The organism is Raoultella sp. T31 (assembly GCF_002806725.1).
Taxonomy (GTDB): Bacteria; Pseudomonadota; Gammaproteobacteria; order Enterobacterales; family Enterobacteriaceae; genus Klebsiella; species Klebsiella electrica.
In genome coordinates this window covers 61,786-84,534 of sequence record NZ_PIBO01000001.1, presented here as the reverse complement: position 1 = coordinate 84,534, position 22,749 = coordinate 61,786, and the positions used below count along the sequence as shown (strand labels likewise).

General features: G+C 55.4%; 22 protein-coding genes and 1 pseudogene. 10 read left to right on the top strand and 13 right to left on the bottom strand.

The features are described 5' to 3' along the window. Window positions 1-64 precede the first annotated feature (64 nt). The 4 genes from ruvC to aspS form a co-directional block, all read right to left on the bottom strand. The gene (ruvC, locus tag CWM52_RS00455) at window positions 65-586 is read right to left on the bottom strand and encodes a crossover junction endodeoxyribonuclease RuvC (RefSeq protein ID WP_100682297.1); all 522 of its coding nucleotides are present in this window, start codon (window positions 584-586) and stop codon (window positions 65-67) included. A gap of 37 nt (window positions 587-623) precedes the next feature. After that, on the bottom strand, window positions 624-1,364 hold the full coding sequence (locus CWM52_RS00450) for a YebC/PmpR family DNA-binding transcriptional regulator (protein WP_100682296.1): 741 nt from the start codon (window positions 1,362-1,364) through the stop codon (window positions 624-626). Between the two features lie 61 nt (window positions 1,365-1,425). Then, a complete protein-coding gene (nudB, locus tag CWM52_RS00445; protein WP_100682295.1) occupies window positions 1,426-1,869 on the bottom strand; it encodes a dihydroneopterin triphosphate diphosphatase in 444 nt (147 codons plus the stop codon). Window position 1,870: 1 nt separating this feature from the next. After that, a complete protein-coding gene (gene aspS / locus CWM52_RS00440; RefSeq protein WP_100682294.1) occupies window positions 1,871-3,658 on the bottom strand; it encodes an aspartate--tRNA ligase in 1,788 nt (595 codons plus the stop codon). Window positions 3,659-3,926: 268 nt separating this feature from the next. On the opposite strand from aspS, the gene CWM52_RS00435 reads away from it, so the two are divergent. Genes CWM52_RS00435 through cmoB form a run of 5 tightly spaced genes read left to right on the top strand, consistent with a single transcriptional unit; the run spans window position 3,927 to window position 7,550 of the window. Continuing rightward, a complete protein-coding gene (locus CWM52_RS00435) occupies window positions 3,927-4,493 on the top strand; it encodes a hydrolase (protein ID WP_100682293.1) in 567 nt (188 codons plus the stop codon). Continuing rightward, the gene (locus CWM52_RS00430; protein ID WP_100682292.1) at window positions 4,490-5,308 is read left to right on the top strand and encodes a DUF72 domain-containing protein; all 819 of its coding nucleotides are present in this window, start codon (window positions 4,490-4,492) and stop codon (window positions 5,306-5,308) included. The genes CWM52_RS00435 and CWM52_RS00430 overlap by 4 nt, the downstream gene beginning before the upstream one ends. A 53-nt stretch (window positions 5,309-5,361) precedes the next feature. After that, the gene (locus CWM52_RS00425; protein ID WP_100682291.1) at window positions 5,362-5,757 is read left to right on the top strand and encodes an MAPEG family protein; all 396 of its coding nucleotides are present in this window, start codon (window positions 5,362-5,364) and stop codon (window positions 5,755-5,757) included. Between the two features lie 39 nt (window positions 5,758-5,796). Further along, window positions 5,797-6,540 carry a carboxy-S-adenosyl-L-methionine synthase CmoA gene (gene cmoA / locus CWM52_RS00420; protein ID WP_100682290.1) on the top strand — a complete coding sequence of 248 codons (744 nt, stop codon included), beginning with the start codon at window positions 5,797-5,799 and terminating at the stop codon, window positions 6,538-6,540. Further along, on the top strand, window positions 6,537-7,550 hold the full coding sequence (gene cmoB, locus CWM52_RS00415; RefSeq protein WP_100682289.1) for a tRNA 5-methoxyuridine(34)/uridine 5-oxyacetic acid(34) synthase CmoB: 1,014 nt from the start codon (window positions 6,537-6,539) through the stop codon (window positions 7,548-7,550). Before cmoA ends, cmoB begins: the two co-directional genes overlap by 4 nt. Before the next feature lie 88 nt (window positions 7,551-7,638). On the opposite strand, the gene cutC is transcribed toward cmoB, so the two are convergent. Continuing rightward, window positions 7,639-8,382 (bottom strand): copper homeostasis protein CutC, encoded by a 744-nt coding sequence (gene cutC / locus CWM52_RS00410; protein WP_100682288.1) that lies wholly within the window; start codon window positions 8,380-8,382, stop codon window positions 7,639-7,641. A 74-nt stretch (window positions 8,383-8,456) separates the two neighbouring features. Then, a complete protein-coding gene (locus tag CWM52_RS00405) occupies window positions 8,457-9,026 on the bottom strand; it encodes a VOC family protein (RefSeq protein WP_100682287.1) in 570 nt (189 codons plus the stop codon). 230 nt (window positions 9,027-9,256) lie between these two features. On the opposite strand from CWM52_RS00405, the gene argS reads away from it, so the two are divergent. Both argS and uspC read left to right on the top strand, forming a co-directional pair. Then, entirely contained in the window at window positions 9,257-10,990 is a 1,734-nt protein-coding gene (gene argS / locus CWM52_RS00400; RefSeq protein ID WP_100682286.1) for an arginine--tRNA ligase, read from the top strand. Between the two features lie 597 nt (window positions 10,991-11,587). Next, window positions 11,588-12,016 (top strand): universal stress protein UspC, encoded by a 429-nt coding sequence (gene uspC / locus CWM52_RS00395; RefSeq protein ID WP_100682285.1) that lies wholly within the window; start codon window positions 11,588-11,590, stop codon window positions 12,014-12,016. A gap of 35 nt (window positions 12,017-12,051) precedes the next feature. Here the strand turns inward: uspC and otsA are convergent, their stop codons facing one another. The 5 genes from otsA to CWM52_RS00370 form a co-directional block, all read right to left on the bottom strand. Further along, window positions 12,052-13,476 (bottom strand): alpha,alpha-trehalose-phosphate synthase, encoded by a 1,425-nt coding sequence (otsA, locus tag CWM52_RS00390; protein WP_100682284.1) that lies wholly within the window; start codon window positions 13,474-13,476, stop codon window positions 12,052-12,054. Continuing rightward, window positions 13,451-14,254 carry a trehalose-phosphatase gene (otsB, locus tag CWM52_RS00385; RefSeq protein ID WP_100682283.1) on the bottom strand — a complete coding sequence of 268 codons (804 nt, stop codon included), beginning with the start codon at window positions 14,252-14,254 and terminating at the stop codon, window positions 13,451-13,453. The genes otsA and otsB overlap by 26 nt, the downstream gene beginning before the upstream one ends. Before the next feature lie 161 nt (window positions 14,255-14,415). Beyond that, entirely contained in the window at window positions 14,416-15,396 is a 981-nt protein-coding gene (gene araH / locus CWM52_RS00380) for an L-arabinose ABC transporter permease AraH (protein WP_100682282.1), read from the bottom strand. Between the two features lie 14 nt (window positions 15,397-15,410). Next, the gene (gene araG, locus CWM52_RS00375; protein WP_100682281.1) at window positions 15,411-16,925 is read right to left on the bottom strand and encodes an L-arabinose ABC transporter ATP-binding protein AraG; all 1,515 of its coding nucleotides are present in this window, start codon (window positions 16,923-16,925) and stop codon (window positions 15,411-15,413) included. A 62-nt stretch (window positions 16,926-16,987) separates the two neighbouring features. Beyond that, on the bottom strand, window positions 16,988-17,968 hold the full coding sequence (locus CWM52_RS00370) for an arabinose ABC transporter substrate-binding protein (RefSeq protein ID WP_100682280.1): 981 nt from the start codon (window positions 17,966-17,968) through the stop codon (window positions 16,988-16,990). A gap of 897 nt (window positions 17,969-18,865) precedes the next feature. On the opposite strand from CWM52_RS00370, the gene CWM52_RS00360 reads away from it, so the two are divergent. After that, complete coding sequence (locus CWM52_RS00360; protein WP_100682279.1) at window positions 18,866-19,369, top strand: non-heme ferritin-like protein; 504 nt, start codon at window positions 18,866-18,868, stop codon at window positions 19,367-19,369. A gap of 475 nt (window positions 19,370-19,844) precedes the next feature. Continuing rightward, a pseudogene (locus tag CWM52_RS00355) lies at window positions 19,845-20,637 on the top strand (MFS transporter). A gap of 48 nt (window positions 20,638-20,685) precedes the next feature. On the opposite strand, the gene CWM52_RS00350 reads toward CWM52_RS00355, so the two are convergent. Further along, window positions 20,686-20,937, bottom strand: a complete 252-nt coding sequence (locus tag CWM52_RS00350; RefSeq protein ID WP_004864113.1) for a DUF2766 family protein — start codon at window positions 20,935-20,937, stop codon at window positions 20,686-20,688. 79 nt (window positions 20,938-21,016) lie between these two features. Further along, a complete protein-coding gene (gene azuC, locus CWM52_RS00345) occupies window positions 21,017-21,100 on the bottom strand; it encodes a stress response protein AzuC (protein WP_015583995.1) in 84 nt (27 codons plus the stop codon). A 207-nt stretch (window positions 21,101-21,307) separates the two neighbouring features. Between azuC and CWM52_RS00340 the strand changes: the two genes are divergently transcribed. Then, the gene (locus tag CWM52_RS00340) at window positions 21,308-22,729 is read left to right on the top strand and encodes an MFS transporter (RefSeq protein ID WP_100682278.1); all 1,422 of its coding nucleotides are present in this window, start codon (window positions 21,308-21,310) and stop codon (window positions 22,727-22,729) included. Window positions 22,730-22,749 lie beyond the last annotated feature (20 nt).

Here is a 22,749-nt window from a genome sequence, read left to right as displayed (position 1 = left end):
TAAGGGCTAAAGTATCTGCGGTATCATAAAAAAAGGCTGGATGAATATCCAGCCTGATTTGGGGTTATCGTAAGCGCCCACGCGCCAGATTGAGCCGCGTCTCGCTTATCTGAGCCACGTTCTGACTGACATGGCAGTGGGTAATGGCGATAGCCAGCGCATCCGCCGCGTCCGCCTGGGGGTTGGCGGGAAGCTTAAGCAACGTGCGCACCATGTGCTGCACCTGACTTTTTTCCGCGCTGCCGATGCCGACAACGGTTTGCTTAACCTGCCTCGCGGCATACTCAAACACCGGCAGGTCCTGATTCGTCGCCGCGACAATCGCCACGCCGCGCGCCTGCCCCAGCTTCAACGCTGAGTCGGCGTTTTTCGCCATAAATACCTGCTCAATGGCGAAATAGTCCGGCTGAAACTGGGTGATAATTTCCGTCACGCCAGCATAAATCAGCTTCAGGCGCGACGGTAAATCGTCAACTTTGGTCCGGATACAGCCGCTGCCAAGATAGCTCAGCTGCCGCCCGACCTGACGAATCACGCCATAACCGGTAATGCGTGACCCCGGGTCAATGCCGAGAATTATGGCCATCACGCACCTCCGGTTAGTGATTTAACGGTCAGCAACATTAGAGCGTTGCGGCGACCTCATCAGAGATCTCGCCGTTATGATACACTTCCTGCACGTCATCGCAGTCTTCCAGCATATCGATCAGACGCAGCAGTTTCGGTGCGGTTTCCGCATCCATATCCGCTTTGGTCGACGGAATCATCGATACTTCGGCCGCGTCAGCCTTCAGGCCAGCCGCTTCCAGCGCATCGCGCACCGCGCCCATCTCTTCCCATGCGGTATAGACGTCAATCGCGCCATCGTCATAGGTCACCACGTCTTCCGCACCGGCTTCCAGCGCCGCTTCCATGATCACGTCTTCATCGCCCGCTTCAAAAGAGATGACCCCTTTTTTGCTGAACAGATAGGCCACGGAACCATCGGTACCGAGGTTGCCGCCGGTTTTGCTGAAAGCGTGACGAACTTCGGCAACGGTACGGTTGCGGTTGTCACTCAGACATTCAACCATGACCGCGGTGCCGCCAGGGCCGTAACCTTCATAAATGATGGTTTCCATGTTCGCGTCTTCGTCGCCGCCAACGCCACGGGCGATAGCGCGGTTCAGCGTGTCGCGGGTCATGTTGTTGGACAGCGCTTTATCCACTGCCGCACGCAGACGCGGGTTGGAAGCGGCATCGCCGCCGCCCAGACGCGCTGCGGTAACCAGCTCACGAATGATTTTAGTAAAGATCTTACCGCGCTTGGCATCCTGTGCCGCTTTGCGGTGTTTGGTGTTGGCCCATTTACTATGACCTGCCATAAAAAACTCTCCAAAAATGCCTGCTTCCCGCAGCCTTTCGACCTGCGAATGGCCGGGAAGATTAGTCGGCGTTAATTACAAATTCTTCAATCGCCTGCCGGTTACTCCACGACTTGGTCAAGGCGGCGGCTTCTGCCGCATCGACCCAGCGGTAATCCAGATGTTCCGTGAAGACAATCTGGCGTTCATGAGGGAGCGCAAGACAGAACCAAAATTCCGTATTGCGCTCAACGCCCGGCGCGTAGCGATGACGTAAATGAGAAAATATCTCGAAATCCACCGTGCGCTGACAGTCCATTAAGGTCAGTTGCTCATGAGCAACATCAATCGCGACCTCTTCCTTTACTTCACGCTCGGCGGCTTGCGCTGCGCTCTCCCCCGCTTCCAGGCTGCCGGTTACCGACTGCCAGAAGGCGGGATCGTCGCGTCGCTGCAACATCAGCACCCGCTTCGTATCTTCGGCATAAATGACCACCAGAACGGAAACGGGAAGCTTGAATGACATCTTACTTATTCTCCGCAGACTCTTTTGTCTCTTTCGCCACAACCTGAATACCTAACTCGCCCAGCGAAGCCGGGTTAGCAAAGCTCGGCGCTTCGGTCATCAGACAGGCCGCCGCGGTGGTTTTCGGGAAGGCAATAACATCACGGATATTATCGGTACCGGTCAGCAACATGGTCAGACGGTCAAGACCGAAGGCCAGACCGGCATGCGGCGGCGTACCGTATTTCAGCGCGTCCAGCAGGAAGCCGAATTTTTCACGCTGTTCCTGCTCGTTGATGCCCAGAATACCGAAGACGGTCTGCTGCATGTCGCCATTATGGATACGCACGGAGCCGCCCCCCACTTCGTAGCCATTGATGACCATATCGTAGGCGTTCGCAATCGCCGTTTCCGGCGCCGCTTTCAGTTCATCCGCGCTCATGTCTTTCGGCGAAGTAAACGGATGGTGCATCGCGGTCAGTCCGCCTTCACCATCATCTTCGAACATCGGGAAGTCGATAACCCACAGCGGTGCCCATTTGCTTTCGTCGGTCAGGCTCAGGTCTTTACCCAGCTTCAGACGCAGCGCGCCCAGCGCATCGGCCACTACTTTCTTGTTATCCGCGCCGAAGAAAATCATATCGCCATCCTGGGCGCCGGTGCGCGCAAGAATCGCTTCCACGATGTCTGCGTCGAGGAATTTCGCCACCGGGCTGTTGATGCCTTCGAGACCTTTCGCACGCTCGTTGACTTTCATGTAAGCCAGGCCTTTCGCGCCGTAAATCTGAACGAACTTGCCATACTCATCAATTTGTTTACGGGTCAGCGCCGCGCCGCCAGGCACGCGCAGCGCGGCGACGCGACCTTTGGCATCATTGGCCGGGCCGGAGAAGACGGCAAACTCGACGGCCTTCACCAGGTCGGCAATATCGACCAGCTCCATTGGGTTGCGCAGATCCGGCTTATCAGAGCCGTAGCGGCGCTCGGCTTCCGCGAAGGTCATCACCGGGAAGGCGCCCAGGTCGACACCTTTCACGTCCAGCCACAGTTTGTGAACCAGATCTTCCATCACTTCCCGCACCTGCGGCGCGGTCATAAAGGAGGTTTCGACGTCGATCTGGGTGAATTCCGGCTGGCGGTCCGCACGCAGGTCTTCGTCACGGAAGCATTTCACTATCTGATAGTAACGGTCGAAGCCGGACATCATCAGCAGCTGTTTAAACAACTGAGGAGACTGCGGCAGGGCGTAGAATTTGCCTTTGTGAACGCGGCTCGGCACCAGATAGTCGCGCGCGCCTTCCGGGGTCGCTTTGGTCAGCATTGGGGTTTCGATATCGAGGAAACCGTGATCGTCCATAAAGCGGCGTACGAAGCTGGTGATTTTCGCACGGGTTTTCAGACGCTGAGCCATTTCCGGACGACGCAGGTCCAGGTAACGGTATTTCAGTCGCGCTTCTTCGGTGTTGACATGATTGGAGTCAAGCGGCAGCGCTTCTGCACGGTTGATGATTGTCAGCGAAGAAGCCAGCACTTCGATGTCGCCAGTGGCCATCTCGCTGTTGACGTTTTTTTCGTCGCGCGCACGCACGGTACCGGTGATTTGGATGCAAAACTCATTGCGCAGTTCGGAAGCCAGCTTTAACGCCTCCGCACGATCCGGATCGAAAAACACCTGCACGATGCCTTCGCGGTCACGCATATCAATGAAGATAAGGCTTCCAAGATCACGACGACGGTTGACCCAACCACACAGAGTCACCTGCTGCCCCACGTGGGACAGACGTAGCTGTCCGCAATATTCTGTACGCATGAGATATCCCTTAACTTAGCCGCAGGCGGATTGTTGCCTGCCTCGCAGGCGACGGAGTCGCAGCTTTAGCTGAATGTCACAACTGAATGAAAAAAGGCGGTCATTATAATAGAATTTCCGCCGCACGATAAGCCCGACGCAGTTTGTACGTTGCTTTGCTGTACGCTTATTGCCTGTGCTCACAAAAATTAACAAAAATTGTTACCCTTGAGCCGGATCGGCAACGGTATTGTAACGGCCAAATCACAGAAGAAGATACGGGGATACCATGCCAGAACTCAACGCAAAAAAAACAGCGCTCGTCGTCATCGATCTGCAAGAGGGCATTTTGCCCTTCGCCGGCGGGCCGCATCGTGCCGATGACGTGGTAACGCGCGCGGCCCGTCTGGCTGAAAAGTGCCGCCAGCACGGTTCACCGGTCATTATGGTCCGCGTAGGCTGGTCCGCTGATTTTGCCGAGGCGCTAAAGCAACCGGTTGATGCTCAGAGCGCCGCGCATGCGCTGCCGGAAAACTGGTGGGCCTGGCCGGCAGCACTAGGCAAGCAGGAGAGCGATATCGAGGTCACTAAACGCCAGTGGGGCGCTTTCTATGGCACCGACCTCGAGCTGCAGCTACGCCGTCGCGGTATTGATACGATTATTCTCTGCGGCATCGCCACCAACATCGGCGTTGAATCCACCGCGCGCAATGCCTGGGAGCTGGGTTTCAATCTGGTTATTGTTGAAGACGCCTGCAGCGCCGCCTCAACCGGGCAGCACCAGGGCAGCATGACGCATATTTTCCCGCGCATCGCTCGCGTGCGCAGTACCGAGGACGTTCTCGCCGCCTTATGATTTATATCGGGCTCCCCCAATGGTCGCACCCTAAGTGGGTGCGTCTGGGCATCACCAGCCTTGAAGATTATGCTCGCCACTTTAACTGCGTGGAAGGCAACACGACCCTGTACGCCCTGCCGAAGGCTGAAATAGTCAGCCGTTGGTATGAGCAAACCCACGATAATTTTCGCTTCTGTTTTAAGTTCCCGGCGACGATTACGCACCAGGCCGCGCTGCGTCATTGTGATGATTTAAGTCGTGAGTTTTTTGACCGTCTGGCACCGCTGGAAACACGTATTGGCCAGTACTGGCTGCAGCTGCCCGCCACCTTTGGCCCCGGCGATCTCCCTGCCCTGTGGCAGTTTCTCGATACGCTGCCGGCCCATTTCACCTATGGCGTCGAAGTGCGGCATCCGGAGTTTTTCGCCAAAGGGGACGCCGAAAAGGCGCTCAATCGCGGGCTGCATCAACGTAACGTGAATCGCGCCATCCTCGACAGTCGCCCGGTGCATAGCGCCATCGCGAGAAATCCGGCGATGATTGACGCCCAGCGTAAAAAGCCCAAACTCCCGGTTCATGCCGTGGTGACCGCGGGTAATCCGCTGGTACGCTTTATCGGCAGCGACGACATGGCCCATAACCACCGGCTGTTTGGTGTCTGGCTGCAGACCTTAGCGAAATGGAGCCCGTCGACGACCCCCTATTTATTTCTCCACACCCCGGACATCGCGCAGGCCCCGGAGCTGGTCAGCACGCTTTGGCAAGATTTACGCCGGGTGATGCCTGAAGTCGGGGACGCACCGTCAATTCCGCAGCAAACCGCGCTTTTCTGATATCCTGCTATGCTAATCGGAGCCATCTGAAAGAGTAAAAGGGAGTTTTTTGTATGGTCAGCGCGCTGTACGCGGTGTTGGGTGCGTTATTGCTCATCAAGTTTTCTTTCGATGTTGTACGCCTGCGCACGCAATACCACGTCGGGTATGGTGACGGAGGGTTTAGCGAGCTGCAGGTTGCTATCCGCGTGCACGGCAATGCCGTTGAGTATGTGCCCATTGGTATCATTCTGTTGCTGTTTATGGAGATGAATGGCGCGCAAAACTGGATGGTGCACCTCTGCGGAATGCTGCTGATTGCCGGACGACTGATGCACTCTTACGGTTTTCACCACCGGCTCTTCAGCTGGCGTCGCTCCGGAATGAGCGCCACCTGGTGCGCCCTGCTGCTGATGGTGCTCGCGAATCTGTGGTATATGCCCTGGGAGTTGGTTTTCTCCTTACATTAGCGCACAATACGCCGTTTTCGTTTTTTCGGGTTTAACGTTATGTCTCACCGCGATACGCTTTTTTCCGCGCCGATTGCCAGCCTCGGCGACTGGACCTTTGATGAACGGGTTGCTGAAGTCTTCCCGGATATGATCCAGCGCTCCGTGCCCGGCTATTCCAATATCATTTCTATGATCGGCATGCTGGCTGAACGCTTCGTTCAGCCCGATACCCAGGTTTACGACCTCGGCTGCTCGCTTGGGGCGGCAACGCTCTCTATCCGGCGTAACATTGCCCACCCTGGCTGCAAAATTGTGGCGGTGGATAACTCTTCGGCTATGGTCGAGCGCTGCCGTCGCCATATCGATGCCTACAAAGCGCCAACGCCCGTTGAGGTTGTGGAAGGCGATATTCGTGATATCGCCATCGACAACGCCTCCATGGTGGTGCTGAACTTCACCATTCAGTTTCTGGCCCCCGATGAACGCCAGGCTATTCTGGATAAGGTTTACCAGGGGCTGAACCCCGGTGGCGCGCTGGTGCTGTCCGAAAAATTCAGTTTTGAAGATGCGCATGTTGGCGAGCTGCTGTTCAACATGCATCACGACTTTAAGCGCGCCAATGGCTACAGCGAGCTGGAAATCAGCCAGAAGCGCAGCATGCTGGAAAACGTCATGTTGACCGATTCGGTCGAAACGCACAAAGCCCGCCTGCATAAAGCCGGTTTTGAACATGCCGAATTGTGGTTCCAGTGCTTTAACTTTGGTTCACTGGTGGCGGTGAAATCAGAGGAAAAAGCATGATCGATTTCAATCATTTTTATCAACGTATCGCTCTCAGCCCGCTATCTCACTGGCTGGAGACCCTCCCCGCGCAGGTAGCGGCCTGGCAACGGGAAGCTCTGCACGGCAAATTCCGCGAGTGGGAACGGGCCGTAGAGTTTCTGCCCGAACTGGCCCCGTATCGCCTGGACCTGCTGCATAGCGTCACCGCCGAAAGCGAAACGCCGTTAAGCGAAGGCCATCGGCTACGCATAGAAAACCTGCTGAAAAACCTGATGCCCTGGCGCAAAGGGCCCTACTCGCTTTACGGCGTGAATATCGATACCGAATGGCGTTCTGACTGGAAATGGGAGCGCGTATTGCCGCACCTCTCCGACCTGACCGGGCGCACGATTCTCGACGTTGGCTGCGGCAGCGGGTATCACATGTGGCGCATGATCGGCGCCGGCGCGCATCTGGCGGTGGGGATCGACCCGACGCAGCTGTTTTTATGCCAGTTTGAAGCGGTGCGTAAGCTGCTGGGTAACGATCGGCGCGCCCACCTGCTGCCGCTGGGTATTGAGCAGCTTCCGCCGCTCAACGCCTTCGATACCGTCTTTTCGATGGGCGTGCTGTACCACCGCCGCTCGCCGCTCGACCATTTATGGCAGCTCAAAGATCAGCTGGTCGACGGTGGCGAACTGGTACTGGAGACGCTGGTTATCGCAGGGGATGAAAATAGCGTGCTGGTACCGGGCGACCGCTATGCGCAGATGCGCAACGTCTACTTTATTCCGTCGGCCGCGGCGTTGAAAATGTGGCTGGAGAAGTGTGGATTTGTCGATGTGCGGATTGTCGATGTCTGCGCCACCACTACCGAAGAGCAGCGCCGTACCGAATGGATGATTACGGAGTCGCTGGCTGACTTCCTCGACCCCGACGACAGCAGTAAAACGCTTGAAGGTTACCCGGCGCCGGTGCGCGCGGTGATTATTGCCAACAAACCCGAAACCCAGCAGTCGCTGGCGAAAAAGTCAGCGCTGCGCAAATAAAGGTCAAAAAAAGACCCCTGTTGAAATTGCAGGGGCCTGGTACGGGCAATCATCATATTGGGCGACATGATGTGCAGCAAAAAACGGTTTAACTTCTCTGCGCAGAAATGATTTGCTTCATTTCTGCCACCGCTACGCCATTAACGGCATAGCGCGAATATTCATCTGCGTCGGCATCGGCGGACATTGATAACCCGGAATGACGAAAGCGCATTGGCGATGGCACCCAGTGCCCGGCCGAGCTGTGCACCTCTTTTACGCCTGCCTGGAGAAACTTTGCCAGGTTGGCCGCTCGAACACCTGCACCAGCCATAACTGTTGGAGTATCCCCCAGGGCAATAAGTTCCATAATTAATGAAAGACCTTTTTCAGCGCTCGCCTGCTGACCCGATGTCAGGATACGGGCGACGCCGGAATCGGCCAGCGCACGATAAGCCTGATACGGATCCGCACACATATCAAAAGCCCGATGAAACGTGACCGCCAGCGAACCGGCCGCCGCCATGATTTTTTGCATGCGCGCGCTATCGACCTGACCATCGACATCCAACACGCCAATGACCACGCCGGGAAAACCCAGCTCCCTGACCGTCGCTACATCTTCGAGCATCGCCGCAAACTCGCTTTCGGTGTAGCAAAAATCACCACCGCGCGGGCGAATAATCGGATGCACCGGAATGGTCACCGTTTCACGTACTGTTTTCAACACGCCCAGCGACGGGGTTAATCCCCCTTCATGCGGCGCGGCGCAGAGTTCAATGCGATCGGCGCCGCAACGCTGCGCCTCTTGCGCACAGGCCATGCTATAACAGCAGACTTCCAGTAGCGTCATTTCCTTCTCCTTACGCTGCGGGCAACACAGCATGTCATGATTTATCCGTTCAAATACCGCGTCGCTTCACACTGTTACGCATCAGATTGTTCGCTAGCGACAATTTGCTCAATTGACCACGGGTGAAATTTAATCGTGACGCTGCCGTCCGTCACCGCCAGAGTCGGGTTTGGCAGTCGTTCGCGCGCGCCTTTCGGCGAGCTGGTTTTGACAAAAATCCCCGGCTGACTCAATCCCTCATCAGACAGCAGCGCCAGCGCGCGGGCATTGAGCGCATCCGGCTCGCCCGGCAGCACGATTTCAACGTGTTCCCATCCTTCATGCGGATAGCGTTTTTCCCCCGGCCACGGCAGCTCAACCACGCTGAAACGCCAGTGGGCCACCGAAACCGGCTCATTCAGTTTAAACAGGCAGACAGGTCGACCGTTGATGGTATTTTCCGACAGCAGCGTGCCGCACTGTTCAAAACCGCGACGCCAGCGCTCCGCCGTGGCGTTCTGGTGACAGCGCAGGGAAATATGGTCGGCATCCAGCGGGGAGATATCCAGACCAAGTCGCCTGGCCAGTCCGCTTAACGCGTCGGTGAAACGCGGCAGATCCGCGGAAATATCGTTTAGCTCATCAATTTGCTGCCAGTTTGCCATACTGCACCTCAATGCACGTCAAAGGGGGGTAATTTATCGTGTTTCCCGGCGGCGACCAACCGGGAATCTTCCGCGGGGCGCGCCGAGTGGCGATTCATTAAGCGTGCCGCCCGGCAACGCGCGCGCGGTGCTGACGCATGGGCGCAAATGCAGTATACTCCTGCCCTAATTTGTCCACATTCCGGCGCCGCCCCGCAGGGGTTATAGCGCCTTAAACGTAAGGTATTCCGGTGAATATTCAGGCTCTTCTCTCAGAAAAAGTCAGCCAGGCCCTGATCGCGGCAGGTGCGCCTGCCGATTGCGAACCTCAGGTCCGCCAGTCAGCAAAAATCCAGTTCGGCGACTATCAGGCCAATGGCGTGATGGCAGTAGCGAAAAAACTGGGTATGGCGCCGCGACAACTCGCAGAGCAGGTACTGTCTCATCTCGACCTTAACGGGATTGCCAACAAGGTTGAAATCGCCGGGCCCGGCTTTATCAATATTTTCCTCGACCCGGCCTTTTTAGCAGAAAATGTGAACAGCGCGCTGGCATCAGAGCGCCTGGGCGTCGCTCAGCCGCAGGCGCAAACTATCGTCGTTGACTACTCCGCGCCAAACGTCGCCAAAGAGATGCACGTCGGCCATCTGCGTTCCACCATCATCGGTGACGCCGCCGTCCGTACGCTGGAGTTTCTCGGTCATAAGGTGATCCGCGCGAACCACGTTGGCGACTGGGGCACCCAGTTCGGTATGCTAATCGCCTGGCTGGAAAAACAGCAGCAGGAAAACGCCGGCGAGATGGCGCTGTCCGATCTCGAAGGCTTCTACCGCGATGCGAAAAAGCATTATGACGAAGATGAAGTCTTTGCCGAACGCGCCCGTAACTACGTGGTAAAACTCCAGGGTGGCGACACGTACTTCCTGGAGATGTGGCGCAAGCTGGTTGATATCACCATGACCCAAAACCAGATTACCTACGATCGTCTGAACGTCACCCTGACTCGCGATGACGTGATGGGGGAAAGTCTCTACAACCCGATGCTGCCAGGTATTGTTGCCGATCTGAAAGCGAAAGGTCTGGCGACCGAGAGCGAAGGCGCGACCGTGGTATTCCTTGATGAGTACAAAAACAAGGAAGGCGAACCGATGGGCGTCATCATCCAGAAAAAGGATGGCGGCTACCTCTACACCACGACCGATATCGCCTGTGCGAAGTATCGTTATGAAACGCTGCACGCCGACCGCGTGCTCTACTATATCGACTCCCGTCAGCACCAGCACCTGATGCAGGCGTGGACTATCGTGCGTAAAGCGGGCTACGTGCCGGAATCGGTACCGCTGGAACATCACATGTTCGGCATGATGCTGGGCAAAGATGGTAAGCCGTTCAAAACTCGCGCCGGCGGTACCGTGAAGCTTGCCGATCTTCTGGACGAAGCGCTGGAGCGCGCGCGCCGCCTGGTGGCCGAGAAGAATCCGGAGATGCCTGCCGATGAGCTGGAACAACTGGCCAATGCGGTCGGTATTGGCGCAGTGAAGTACGCGGATCTGTCCAAAAACCGGACCACCGACTACGTGTTTGACTGGGATAATATGCTGGCGTTCGAAGGCAACACCGCGCCGTATATGCAGTATGCCTATACCCGCGTGCTGTCCGTGTTCCGTAAAGCGGAAGTTGACGCGCAGGCGCTGGCTGCGGCGCCGGTTATCATTAGCGAAGAGCGCGAAGCGCAGTTGGCCGCGCGCCTGCTGCAGTTCGAAGAGACGCTGACCGTTGTGGCCCGTGAAGGGACGCCGCACGTCATGTGTGCCTATCTCTACGATCTGGCCGGCCTGTTCTCCGGTTTCTACGAGCACTGCCCGATTATCACCGCCGAGAGCGAAACCGTACGCAACAGCCGCCTGAAGCTGGCGCAGCTGACGGCCAGAACCCTGAAGCAGGGTCTGGATACGCTGGGGATTGAAACCGTCGAGCGTATGTAAGTCAGGCCGGTGATTTTGTCGCCCCGGCAGGCCCCACGCCGCCGGGGAAATGCCTGATGGCACAGGGGTTGTAGCCCCGGCAAGCCCCGCGCCGCCGGGGAAATGCCTGATGGCGCAGGAGTTGTAGCCCCGGCAAGCCCCGCGCCGCCGGGGAAATGCCGATGGCGCAGGAGTTGTAGCCCCGGCAAGCCCCGCGCCGCCGGGGAAATGCCTGATGGCGCTACGCTTATCAGGCCTACAAAAAATACACCCGGCAGCGACACCACCTGGCGCTGCTAAGCGTCAAACCCGGCCATGTCGGGTTTTGTTGCTTAGGGGGGGGGGAGCCCCGGCAAGCCCGCGCCGCCGGGGAAATGGCCGATGGCGCGACGCTTATCAAGCCGACAGACACGCATCACCTATTTATAAAACGGCGTTTCTTTTATGGCAAAACGAATGACCAAAACTAAATCCCGGCTGGCGAAAACGTGATTGCTCCCGCCTAAAAACCGGGCGCCTGATGTGTGATGGACAGACCTTGCGGGAGATAAAAAATGGGAGTAAAGAAAGGAGGAAGGGTTATTTCGCGTATCGATTCGCGTATCTGAAGGAGGCCTGATGCCCTATTCTCATCTGCTCGTTGCCGTCGCCCCAACGCCGGAAAGCCGCGTGCTTATCAATAAAGCGGTCTCTATCGCGCGCCCGCTGGATGCCAAAGTCAGTCTGATTACGCTGGCCACCGACCCGGAGCTATATAACCAGTTTGCGGCGCCAATGCTGGAAAACCTGCGGGACTTAATGCATGAAGAAACGCGAGATTTTCTCTCCGCTCTGGCGAAAGAAGCCGATTACCCTATTGATAACGTAACGATTGCCAGCGGCGAACTGAACCACCACATCAAGGATTTTTGCCAGCAGCATCACGTGGACCTGGTGATATGCGGCAATCACAACCATAGCCTGTTTTCGCGCGCCACCTGCTCGGCGAAAAGTATCGTCGGCAGCAGCGGCGTGGACGTTTTACTGGTCTCCCTGGAAAAAGGCTGACGCCAGGGCGTCAGCCTGTATCGCGCTTACCTCACTTATGCCAGTCTGGGGAAAGTCGAGACTTTGCGTTGCAATTGGCTCTCCTCACTACGCGGTTCCACCTGCTTCAGATCGGCGATAAACCGCTCCTGCCAGCGATGAATATCATTATCCTTGATGACCGCCAGCATCTGCGCATGACGCGCAATCCGTTCCGCCAGCGGCATCGTCAGGCCGCGATCCAGCGCCGCGGCCACCTCGTCGCGATCGTAGGGATTGACGATCAGCGCACTGGTCAACTCATTTGCCGCGCCGGCAAACTGCGACAGAACCAGCACGCCGGGATCCTGCGGATCCTGGGCGGCAACAAATTCCTTCGCCACCAGATTCATCCCGTCACGTAGAGGCGTCACCAGTCCGACATCGGAATAGCGGAAGACCTTCATCAGCAGTTTGCGTTCAAAATGTTGATTCAGATAGTACAGCGGCGTCCAGCCCAACTGCCCGTACTGGCCATTGATTCTGCCGCTGGCGGTCTCCAGTTGATGGCGAATATCCTGATAGGCCTGCACCTCACCGCGGGAGGTTGGCGCAATCTGCGTATAGCGAATCTTACCGTGATGCTGCGGGTATTTTTCCAGCAGGGCTTCATAGGCGAGAAAACGTTCCGGCAGACCTTTAGAGTAATCCAGCCGCTCAACGGAGAAGATATTTTTTACCCCCTTGAGCTCGCTTTTTAGCTGCGCCAGTTTGGGCGGCAGCGGCCCCTTCGCACTCCGCGCAATCTCGTCAGGATCGATGCCTATCGGATAAACCCCGGTACGGAAATGTTTACCCCATGCCTCATGATGTCGGCCATCTCGCGTCACCACCCGGGTCTGTAGCGAGATGCTATCAAGAAACGCCAGCCTGTCGTTATCAGTCTGGAAGCCAAGCAGATCGTAGTCGCAGAGCTGTTCCAGTAGTTCTGCATGCGGGGGGAGCGCATTAAAAATCTCTGGCGTCGGGAACGGGATGTGCAAAAAGAAGCCGATACGGTTATTGACCCCAAGTTTGCGCAGCTTGCTGGCAAAAGGCAGCAGATGATAATCATGAATCCACAAAATATCATCGGGCTCAATCAGCGGCAGCAGCTTTTTCGCCAGGTTGGCATTAACCCGCAGGTAACCGTCCCAGGACGGGCGCTGGAAGTCCACCAGATCCAGGCGATAGTGGAATGCGGGCCACAGCACGGCGTTGGAAAACTGGTTGTAGTACTCGTCATGATCCCGTTCATTGAGCGTAAACGAAGCCCAGGAGATATTCCCTCGCGTCACCGTGTCTAGCGGCTTCTGGTCATCCCCTATCTCTCCGCTCCAGCCAAACCATAATCCACCGGCGGCCTTCAGCGCGCCCAAAATGCCCACGGCCAGGCCGCCCGCGCTGGCCTTTTTATCATTCGGCGGCGCAATACGATTAGATATTACGATTAAGCGCCCCATAACCCTCTCTCCTGTCATTTTGCGCATCTGGTTGTGGCTTATTATTTGCGATGCTGATTAACCAATGCTGAACGGCCGCGACATCCGGCAGACGCCATTGCGCCTGGGTGTCGCCCTTGCCAACTTTTATCGACATGCCGCCGAGCTGATTCACGACGCTAAACCCGGCTTCGTCCGTCAAATCGTCGCCAACGAATAGCGGTTTGCGCCCCTGAAACGGCGCCTCCTGCATAAACGTCGCGATCGCTTCCCCTTTATTGACCCCACGCGGCTTAATCTCCACCACGCACTTACCCAACTGCAATGCGAGGATCGGATAACGTTTGACAATCCCCTGCGCCAGCGACAGCGCCGCGCTCTGGTACGCTGGCGCCTGGCGATAATGCAGCGCAAACGCCATCCCTTTGTGTTCAAGTTCACACCCCGGCATCGTCTCCAGCGCAGCCCGCAGCTGCTGATCCAGTTCGCGGAGCAGCGCATCAGGAAGCGTGACAATGTGCGTTTTACCATTGATATCGCGGCGTTCTGCCCCGTGAACACCGGCCAGCGGCAGCCTGTATGGATGGGTAAGCGCATCAAGTTCAACCATGGAGCGCCCTGAAATCAATGCCACCGCCCCACTCTGCTGCTGCGCAAGCTGCCGTAGCGCCTGAAGCGCTTGTGTGGGGATAACAACCTGATCGGGATGAGGTTTGATATCGGCAAGCGTGCCGTCGAGGTCAAAGAAAAAGGCATGATGTTCGGTTGGCACAGGCGGTACAGATATCTTGTCAGCCACCCTGTTTTCCTCCTTTCATGGCCAGCACAACGCTGGTTGTTAACGGATTGTTAGCCATGTAAGTATAGACAGTGTGACCGGGATCGCCATTTTTGATAGCTATCGCCAGCGCAGCGGGCGCTGGCGATAATCGAGGAGTAGACTAAAAGGTTGGGGGAGAGTTAAGCCGTCCGTTTTGCTTTTTGTTTGTAACGGTCGAAGATAACCGCCGCCAGCAGAATCACGCCGCGCACCACGTACTGAGAGAACGGCGAGATATTCAGCAGGTTCATGGCATTCTCGACGGTGCCAAGGATCAGGATCCCGGCAACCACATAAGAGATCTTACCGATCCCGCCTTTCAGCGACACGCCACCCAGCACACAGGCTGAAATGACGATCAGCTCATAGCCAATCGAGGTCATCGGCTGGCCGCTGGTCATGCGCGAGGCGAGAATGATCCCCGCGGCGGCAGACACCAGGCCTGAGATCACGAAAATAATTATTTTGGTCCGCACCACCGGCACGCCCGCCAGTCGGGCCGCCTCTTCATTACCACCGATAGCCAGCGTATTGCGGCCAAAGGTGGTTTTGTTGAGCAGCAAACCAAAAATAATCAGGCAGGCGACGGTCAGCCAGATGGGGGCCGGCAGGCCAAACCAGTTGGCATAGCCTAAGGTAAAGAAGCGCTCATCTTCAATACCGACCGCCTTGCCATCGGAGATGATATAAGCCAGGCCGCGCACAATCTGCATTGTGGCAAGCGTGGTGATCAGGGCGTTAATTTTCAGACGGGCAATCACGAAGCCGTTAACCAGCCCGCTGATTGCCCCCAGCAGCAGACCGGCGGCAATCCCTATCCACATGCTTTCCGTCAGATTAATCACCACGGCCGTCGTTACGCCTGCGCAGGCGATAACCGATGCCACCGACAGGTCAAAATCTCCGGACGCCAGGCAAAACAGCATACCGCAGGCCACCATACCGGACATTGAAATCGCCAGCCCCAAACCTTTCATATTGATAAACGAGGCAAAATTGGGCACAAAAATCACGCAGCCGATAAACAACACGGCAAAAACAACCAGCATGCCAAACTGATCCCAGATTCGGGCAAAGCTAAACGAAGTCTGGCGGGCATTAGGGGTGGTAACAGAGGACATCATTGACTCCTTACTCAGGCGACCGCCTGGCTCACTTTTGGCATCGCAAGGCTTAACGCCTGCTGTTCATTGGCATCGTCATGCAGCAGTTCGCCTGCCACCTCGCCTTCGCGCATCACCACAATACGATCGGCGACACCGAGCACTTCGGGTAAATCGCTGGAGGCGAAAACGACGGCGACGCCGGAGGCCGCCAGGGCATAGATAACGTTATAAATTTCATGCTTAGCGCCCACATCAATACCGCGGGTCGGCTCATCCAGCAGGATCACTTTCATCTCTTCCGACAGCCAGCGCCCCAGAATCGCTTTCTGCTGGTTGCCGCCGGAGAGATTCATAATCAGCTGCTCCGGGCCTGGGGTTTTGATATTGAGCGACTTAATATGCCGATCGGCATTGTGCGCTTCCCAGCCGTTATTAATGATGCAACCCGCGCGAATATGCCGGCGACGCGCGCTGATATTGATATTGTCGCGTACGGAGTGCACCGGAATTATGCCCTCCGCTTTGCGGTCTTCGGGGCACAGCATCATTCCGGCCTCGATAGCCTGCGCCGGTTTACGAATATCGATCGCCTGGCCGTCGATATACACCTGACCGCCGGTGATCCGGGTTCCGCCAAACAACCCTTTCATCAGCTCACTGCGCCCGGCCCCAACCAGCCCGAACAGGCCGACGATTTCCCCGCCGCGCACCGAGAGATCGACCGGCTTACGCACGCCGGGTGCTTTGACCTGCTCCAGACGCAGACGCTCTTTGCCATACTCACGTGGTTTCCAGCCGTAAACATCGCCCAGCTCACGCCCCACCATCGCCTGCACCAGCGCATCATGATTCACGGTCTGCATATCATCGAAGGTACGGACGTAGCGGCCATCTTTAAATACGGTGATCGCATCGCTGAGGGCAAAAATCTCCTCCATGCGGTGCGAAACATAAATAATCACGCGCCCTTCCTCACGCAGTTCGCGGATGACGCGAAACAGATGCTCTATCTCGCGCGCCGAAAGAGAGCTGGTCGGTTCATCAAACGCGATGACCTTGGCGTTACGGGTGAGCGCTTTGGCAATCTCTACCATCTGCCACTGGCCGATCGAGAGGTATTTCAACGGCGTTTCCGGGTCGATATCCAGCCCCAGATGCTCCAGCTGCAGGCGAGCTTCGTAGTTGAGCAGCGAGCGGTTCACTAACCCGTACTTATGCGGGATTTGGCCGAGGTAGATATTTTCCGCGACGGTCATCTCCGGAATCAGGTGTAGCTCCTGATAAATTATCGCCACTCCGGCGTTAAGCGCTTCGGTGGTGTTGGTGAATACGCGCGGCTGACCGTCTATCTGCAGATCACCGGCGCTAGGGATATAGTTGCCGCTGAGAATCTTCAGCAGCGTCGATTTTCCGGCACCATTTTCCCCCATCAGGGCGTGGATCTGTCCGCTGTAGCAGTCAAAGCTAATATCAGACAGCGCCTTAACGCCGGGAAAGGTCATGGTAATACCGCGAAATGAGAGATAAGGGGTAGACTGTTGCATAACAACTCCGCTCTTCTATGCTCAGCCTCCCGCAGAGTGCGGGAGGCAGGGTCAACCAGGCCTTACAGCCCTTTTTTCGCCAGCTCTTCTTTGAAGTTGTCGCGCGTGATCAGCACCACATCGGTCACCGCGGTGAATTTCGGCGGTTCGACGCCTTTCGTGACCCAGTTGTAGAGCATCTCACTGGTTTTATATCCATGGATGTCCGGGCTAGGCAGCAAAGAGCCGTAGAAACCGGTCGCCTGCGCTTTGGAGAGTTCATTAACCGCATCCACACCATTGATGCCAATGCCTATCACATCCCCGGCTTTAAAACCCTGGCCTTCGGTTGCGCGCACGCCGCCCAGCACGGTGTTGTCATTCATCCCCACGATCAGCCAGTGTTTCACCTGAGGATGCTGCACCAGCATGGAGTTACCGGCGTCGAAGGCGCCCGGGATATCGTTGGATTTGGTCGGGACGCGGTAGATCTGTTTATCCGGGAAGCCGGCCGCTTTCAGCGCGTCGATGGAACCGGTGGTACGACGGCGGGCGGTATCGAGTTCATCGGCGGTAATCGCCATCACGCCGGTATCCTTCACATCCCAGCCGCGTTTTTGCATCTCTTTATACAGCTCCTGCCCCTGACGAGCGCCAATTTCACTGGCGGCCATCATCACCAGCGGCACGCTCTCCATCGGTTTACCTTTGGCATTAACGAACTGGTCATCGACGGTGATAACTTTCATATCGTATCCGCGGGCTTTGGCGACAATCGCCGCGCCGAGTTTCGGGTCAGGCGTACAAATAACAAAGCCCTTGGCCCCGCTGGCCGCCAGGCTGTCGATGGCGTTGAGGGTCTTCTCGCCATCCGGAACCGCAATTTTAATCACCTCAAAGCCCAAATCTTTGCCGGCCTTATCAGCAAATTTCCACTCGGTCTGAAACCAGGGTTCTTCAGGCTGTTTCACCAGAAATCCGAGTTTAAGTGTTTCAGCCATAGCTGATTGTGACATAACCGCAGCGAGACCGATCGCCGCCAGCGCTTTAGTAAATTTGTGCATGGTAAACTCCAGCTTTATTTCGCATTTCTGTAGGGAAGTATCGGACTTAATTTTTTTATCAGACTTAAAACAAGGCATTAGAAAAATCGCACACCGCACTGCCGTTGTTCATTAAGTAATAACCGGAAATCAATTCTCCATACGAGAGCATTATCACATCGCGGAATTACAGTAATTGCGTGCATAGATTTAGCGAAAAATGACATAAAAAAAGCGCTAATTGTCAGACAATTAATTCTGAATATAGCAAAATTATCCATATCATCAGCAGACTTATCCTTGTGGCTATCGTCGCCCCCTTCTCAGCGGGTTTGCCGAAAAGCGCAGCCCCCCCCCTTCTTCAGCCGTTTCCTTTACCGATATGGCTTCTCACCAGATGAAATATCGCTCAGGGAAATTTTATTACCGTTAATAACAGAATACACTTCATAACTCCGTTTATCTCATCCGGTAAAAATGGCGTCATCGCCATTTACCATGATTTATTCTTTAGCGAATTGTTGATGTGATATGACAGAGTTATGAACAGAGGATTAAATTCATATTTAATAAATATGTCGTAGATATCATCCATAGCATAAAAAACCCGAAATTAATAAAAATAAATAAAATCAATTAGTTAAATAAATAAAAAACGGTAAACAGAGTTAAAAAACGTGCTTTTCATACATATTGTAACTAAAAGTAAAACAAGGCCATTTGAGAGTTTTCTTAGCCTACTCTTGGGGGTATTCTGTATATATCGGTAGTCACTAATTAATTACCGATACACACAGGGAAATTGCAAATTTATTATTTTGCCGACAATGTTACGCGTAAAAAATCTCGCATTTTATCGTCACCGGCGAAGATTTTCGACGCGCGAATGATAACTCCAGCTTAATAAGGACATTTTTTATGGTCGTTCCTGGAATGGCTCAAAAGCTCAATAATCAGATGAACCTTGAGTTTCGTGCATCAAATTTATATCTGCATCTCAGCGAATGGTGCGAGCAACAGCGTCTGAACGGTACCGCCATCTTTTTGCGCTCCCGGGCACAATCCCACGTGACGCAGATGATGCGCGTATTCGATTTTATGAAGACCGGCGGAAGCTGGCCGATCGTCAAAAATGAAGGCAGTTACAGCCATAGCTGTCACTCCCTCGAAGAGCTGTTTACCGCGACTCTGGCCGATTATGAACAGCGCAGCAGCATGCTGTCCGGGCTGACCGAAGAAGCCAAAGCACAACGCGATGACACCACCTGTCGCTTCCTGGCGCTGCTCGCGAAAGAGCAGCAGCAAGACGGCATGCTGCTGCAAAGCGTACTTGAAGAGGTCCGTAACGCGGATAAAGCCGGTTTATGTATGCTGCAAACCGATCGCCATCTGCTCAGTCTGGTGGCGCACTGCGAGGATTAAAACCGTAGCGGTGAACGCCACATCCACGGTTCCCTCAGGGAGGATGAAGCCTGAGGGAATGTTCAGCACCATCTGATCGCCCTCGCCCTGACCGGCGCCCTCACCCGACGTTTACGATAGAAGCGATGCAAATCACAGTATGGCCGTGGTACCGCTTCGCGGATAAATGCCACCCGCCTGTCAATTCCCTGCTTTACGCCTCCCCATCGCCGATAACGTTCCAGCGCTCGCCATTTCCGCAACATCATATTCGGCGCTCAGGCGCGGTTCTTATTCCTGAAAAGCATTAAAAACTTTTAAGCCGATCGCATTACTTCTCCGTGTAATCACGTAGCGGATGATTAGTGATGGCGATCACTTTTCGCCATTGGAATTAATAATATAAAAAATTGTTTCAAAAATTTAAAACAAGAGGTTTATGTTAATGGCAAGATACGCGGCTTCAACCTCACCAGGGTTGCAGGGAAGACCGATTTTGTTACGCCATCAGCTAGCTTACGGCGGCGGGAATTTACTCGGGAGCGGCGCGCTGGCGATCAGCGGCGCCTGGCTACTTTATTTCTACACCACCTTCTGCGGACTGACGCTGATTGAGGCGTCATTTATTTTTTCTGTCGCCAGCATCATCGATGCGATCAGCAACCCGCAAGCCCTATATCCTGGCGCTGAGCATCGTGATTTTCTCCGTGTTGCTGTACACCTCGCTGTGGTTTTTCCACCTGCCTGCCCATCTGGCTACCATTCTAATGTTCGGGATCACGGTCCTGTTTGGTCTCGGGACCGGTGGCGTGTACTACATTCCATGTACCGTTTACACCTTCCTCGCCGATGTTGATGAGATCTATACCGGACGCCGTCGCGAAGGGATCTATGCGGGCGCCATGACCTTCTCCGGCAAGATCCTGCGTTCGATTATTGTCTTCACGATGGGAGCCATTCTCAGCTTCTACGGGTTCCAGTCGAAAGCGCATACGCAACCAGAAAGCGCAGTCACCGCCATTGCGGTGGTGTTCTGTAGCGGCGTGATCCTGCTGGCGCTGGCGGCCATTGTCTTCAGTAAGCAGATGAAGCTGGATCGTCAAGCGTACCTGGTGGTATTACAGGAAGTGGCGCGGATTAAAGCAGGCGGTAAGGTTGGCGATATCCCGGCCGATGTGCGCAGTATTGTGGAAGATTTAGTCGGCCACCGTTATGAGGAGTGCTGGGGCAACAGTAGGCGATTTAAAGATGAGCAGCCAGAGCCAGCAAGGACCGCTATCTCGCATTAACATCGGGTTTTCGCCCCGCCATCGCCAATGACAGCGGGGCGAAACAACTTAGTGAGCTTCACCCTGCGGCGTAAACTTAAGCTCAATCAGCGCAATCGCTTTTTGGACCGCACGCAGCGTCACCGGATCGGCCGAAGCCGGATGGCTGGCAAAATCGATGGCTTTCAGTTGCGTGGTCATTTTTTCGCGCACTTCAACAGGGGCGATGACATCAATGACGTCGAGAATCTGTTTGATAACCAACTGGCAGGCGACAACGTCAGAAACCAGTTCGTCTTGTTCGGTGAGATGTTGAGACATTTATTACTCCTTTTTCGAGGAGCGTCATAGTAACCTAAATCCCGCGAGATAAAAAAACCTGCCGCAGCAGGTTTTTTTATCAGAACATACCGGCAGGCGGTACATCTTTGAATGTTTTGCAGTACTGCTCGAACATGCTCTTCAGAATTTTGCGCAGCTTCATGAAGCGACTCCGGTTTTGTTATGCAGGTGTTACCATTTATGGGCTTATAATATGACTTGCATCACATAAATCAATAGAAACATGCTTTACCTCACAATTTTTTCACAAAAATAATTTATACATTAAACAAAATTGAGAAAAATCGCAGAGTGAAACGCCCGCGCGTTTTTCCCGCGATCGGCACCTCACCTGGCGATGGCTGACACCATGAGTACAGATATCTCTTCACGGGAAGGCCACGCCTTCTCCGCTCCCGCCCTGCTGGTCGCCGGGGCATTTTTCATGGAATTTCTTGACGGGACGGTGATCGCGACCGCGCTGCCGGACATGGCAACGGATTTTGGCATGGCGGCGGTTGACCTCAATATTGGCATCAGCGCCTACCTGATTACGCTGGCGGTGTTGATCCCGGCCAGCGGCTGGATTGCCGATCGTTTTGGCGCACGTAAGATCTTCACGCTGGCGTTGGCCATTTTTACGCTTGCCTCCGTTTTTTGCGGCTTTTCCACCAACGTGGATACCTTTGTCGCCATGCGTATTCTGCAGGGGATCGGTGGCGCGTTGATGGTTCCCGTCGGCCGTCTGGCGGTCCTGCGCACCACGCCGAAAGATCGACTCATCCAGGCCATTGCGACGCTGACATGGCCGGCGCTGGTTGCGCCGATCATCGGCCCGCCGCTGGGTGGTTTTATTACCCGCTACGCCAGCTGGCACTGGATATTCTTTATTAATGTTCCTTTGGGATTGATAGCGATCGCGCTGTCGCTGCGTATCATTCCCGATATCCGGGAAGAGGAGCGGCGCCCCTTTGACCTCCCCGGCTTCCTGGCGACATCGATTGCCATGGTGAGCCTGGTGAGCGCCATGGAGCTGCTTAGCGATACCCGCGCGCAAGGCTGGGCAACCCTGGCCCTGCTGGGGCTTGGGACAGGATGTATGCTGTTCGCACTTCGCCATTTTCGCCGGGCGGACTGGCCAATGGTGCGTCTGGATGCGCTACGGGTACCGACCTTCCGGGTGACGATGTACGGGGGATCGCTTTTCCGCGCGTCCATCAGCGCAGTTCCGTTTCTGCTGCCGCTGCTGTTTCAGGTCGGCTTTGGTATGGACCCTTTCCACTCCGGGCTGCTGGTGCTGGCGGTGTTTGTCGGCAACCTCACCATTAAACCCATGACCACGCCACTCATCCGTTGGCTCGGCTTCCGCCGCCTGCTGCTGATAAACGGGACGCTAAACGTCATCTCCCTGCTCGCCTGCGCTTTTTTCACGCCGCAGACTCCGGTCTGGCTCATCTGCCTGATCCTGTTTCTCGGCGGCGTGTTCCGCTCGATTCAGTTTACCGGCGTGAGCACGCTTGCTTTTGCCGACGTCCCACCGGCGCAGATGAGCTACACCAATACGCTGTTCAGTACCGCGTCGCAGCTGGCCGTGGGCATGGGGATCACCCTTGGCGCGATCGGCATTCGCCTGGGTGAAAAAGCCAGCGAGTGGTTAAGCCTCACCGCATTGCCGGGGATCAGCTTCCGGCTCTCCTTCGTCTTTATTGCCTTAATTTGTCTGGTGGGAATGGTGGATAGTCTGCGGCTGAGCCAGGAGGCCGGCAGCAGCGTCTCTGCGAGGAAGAAATAAGCAAAAAGGCCAGCGGAAGC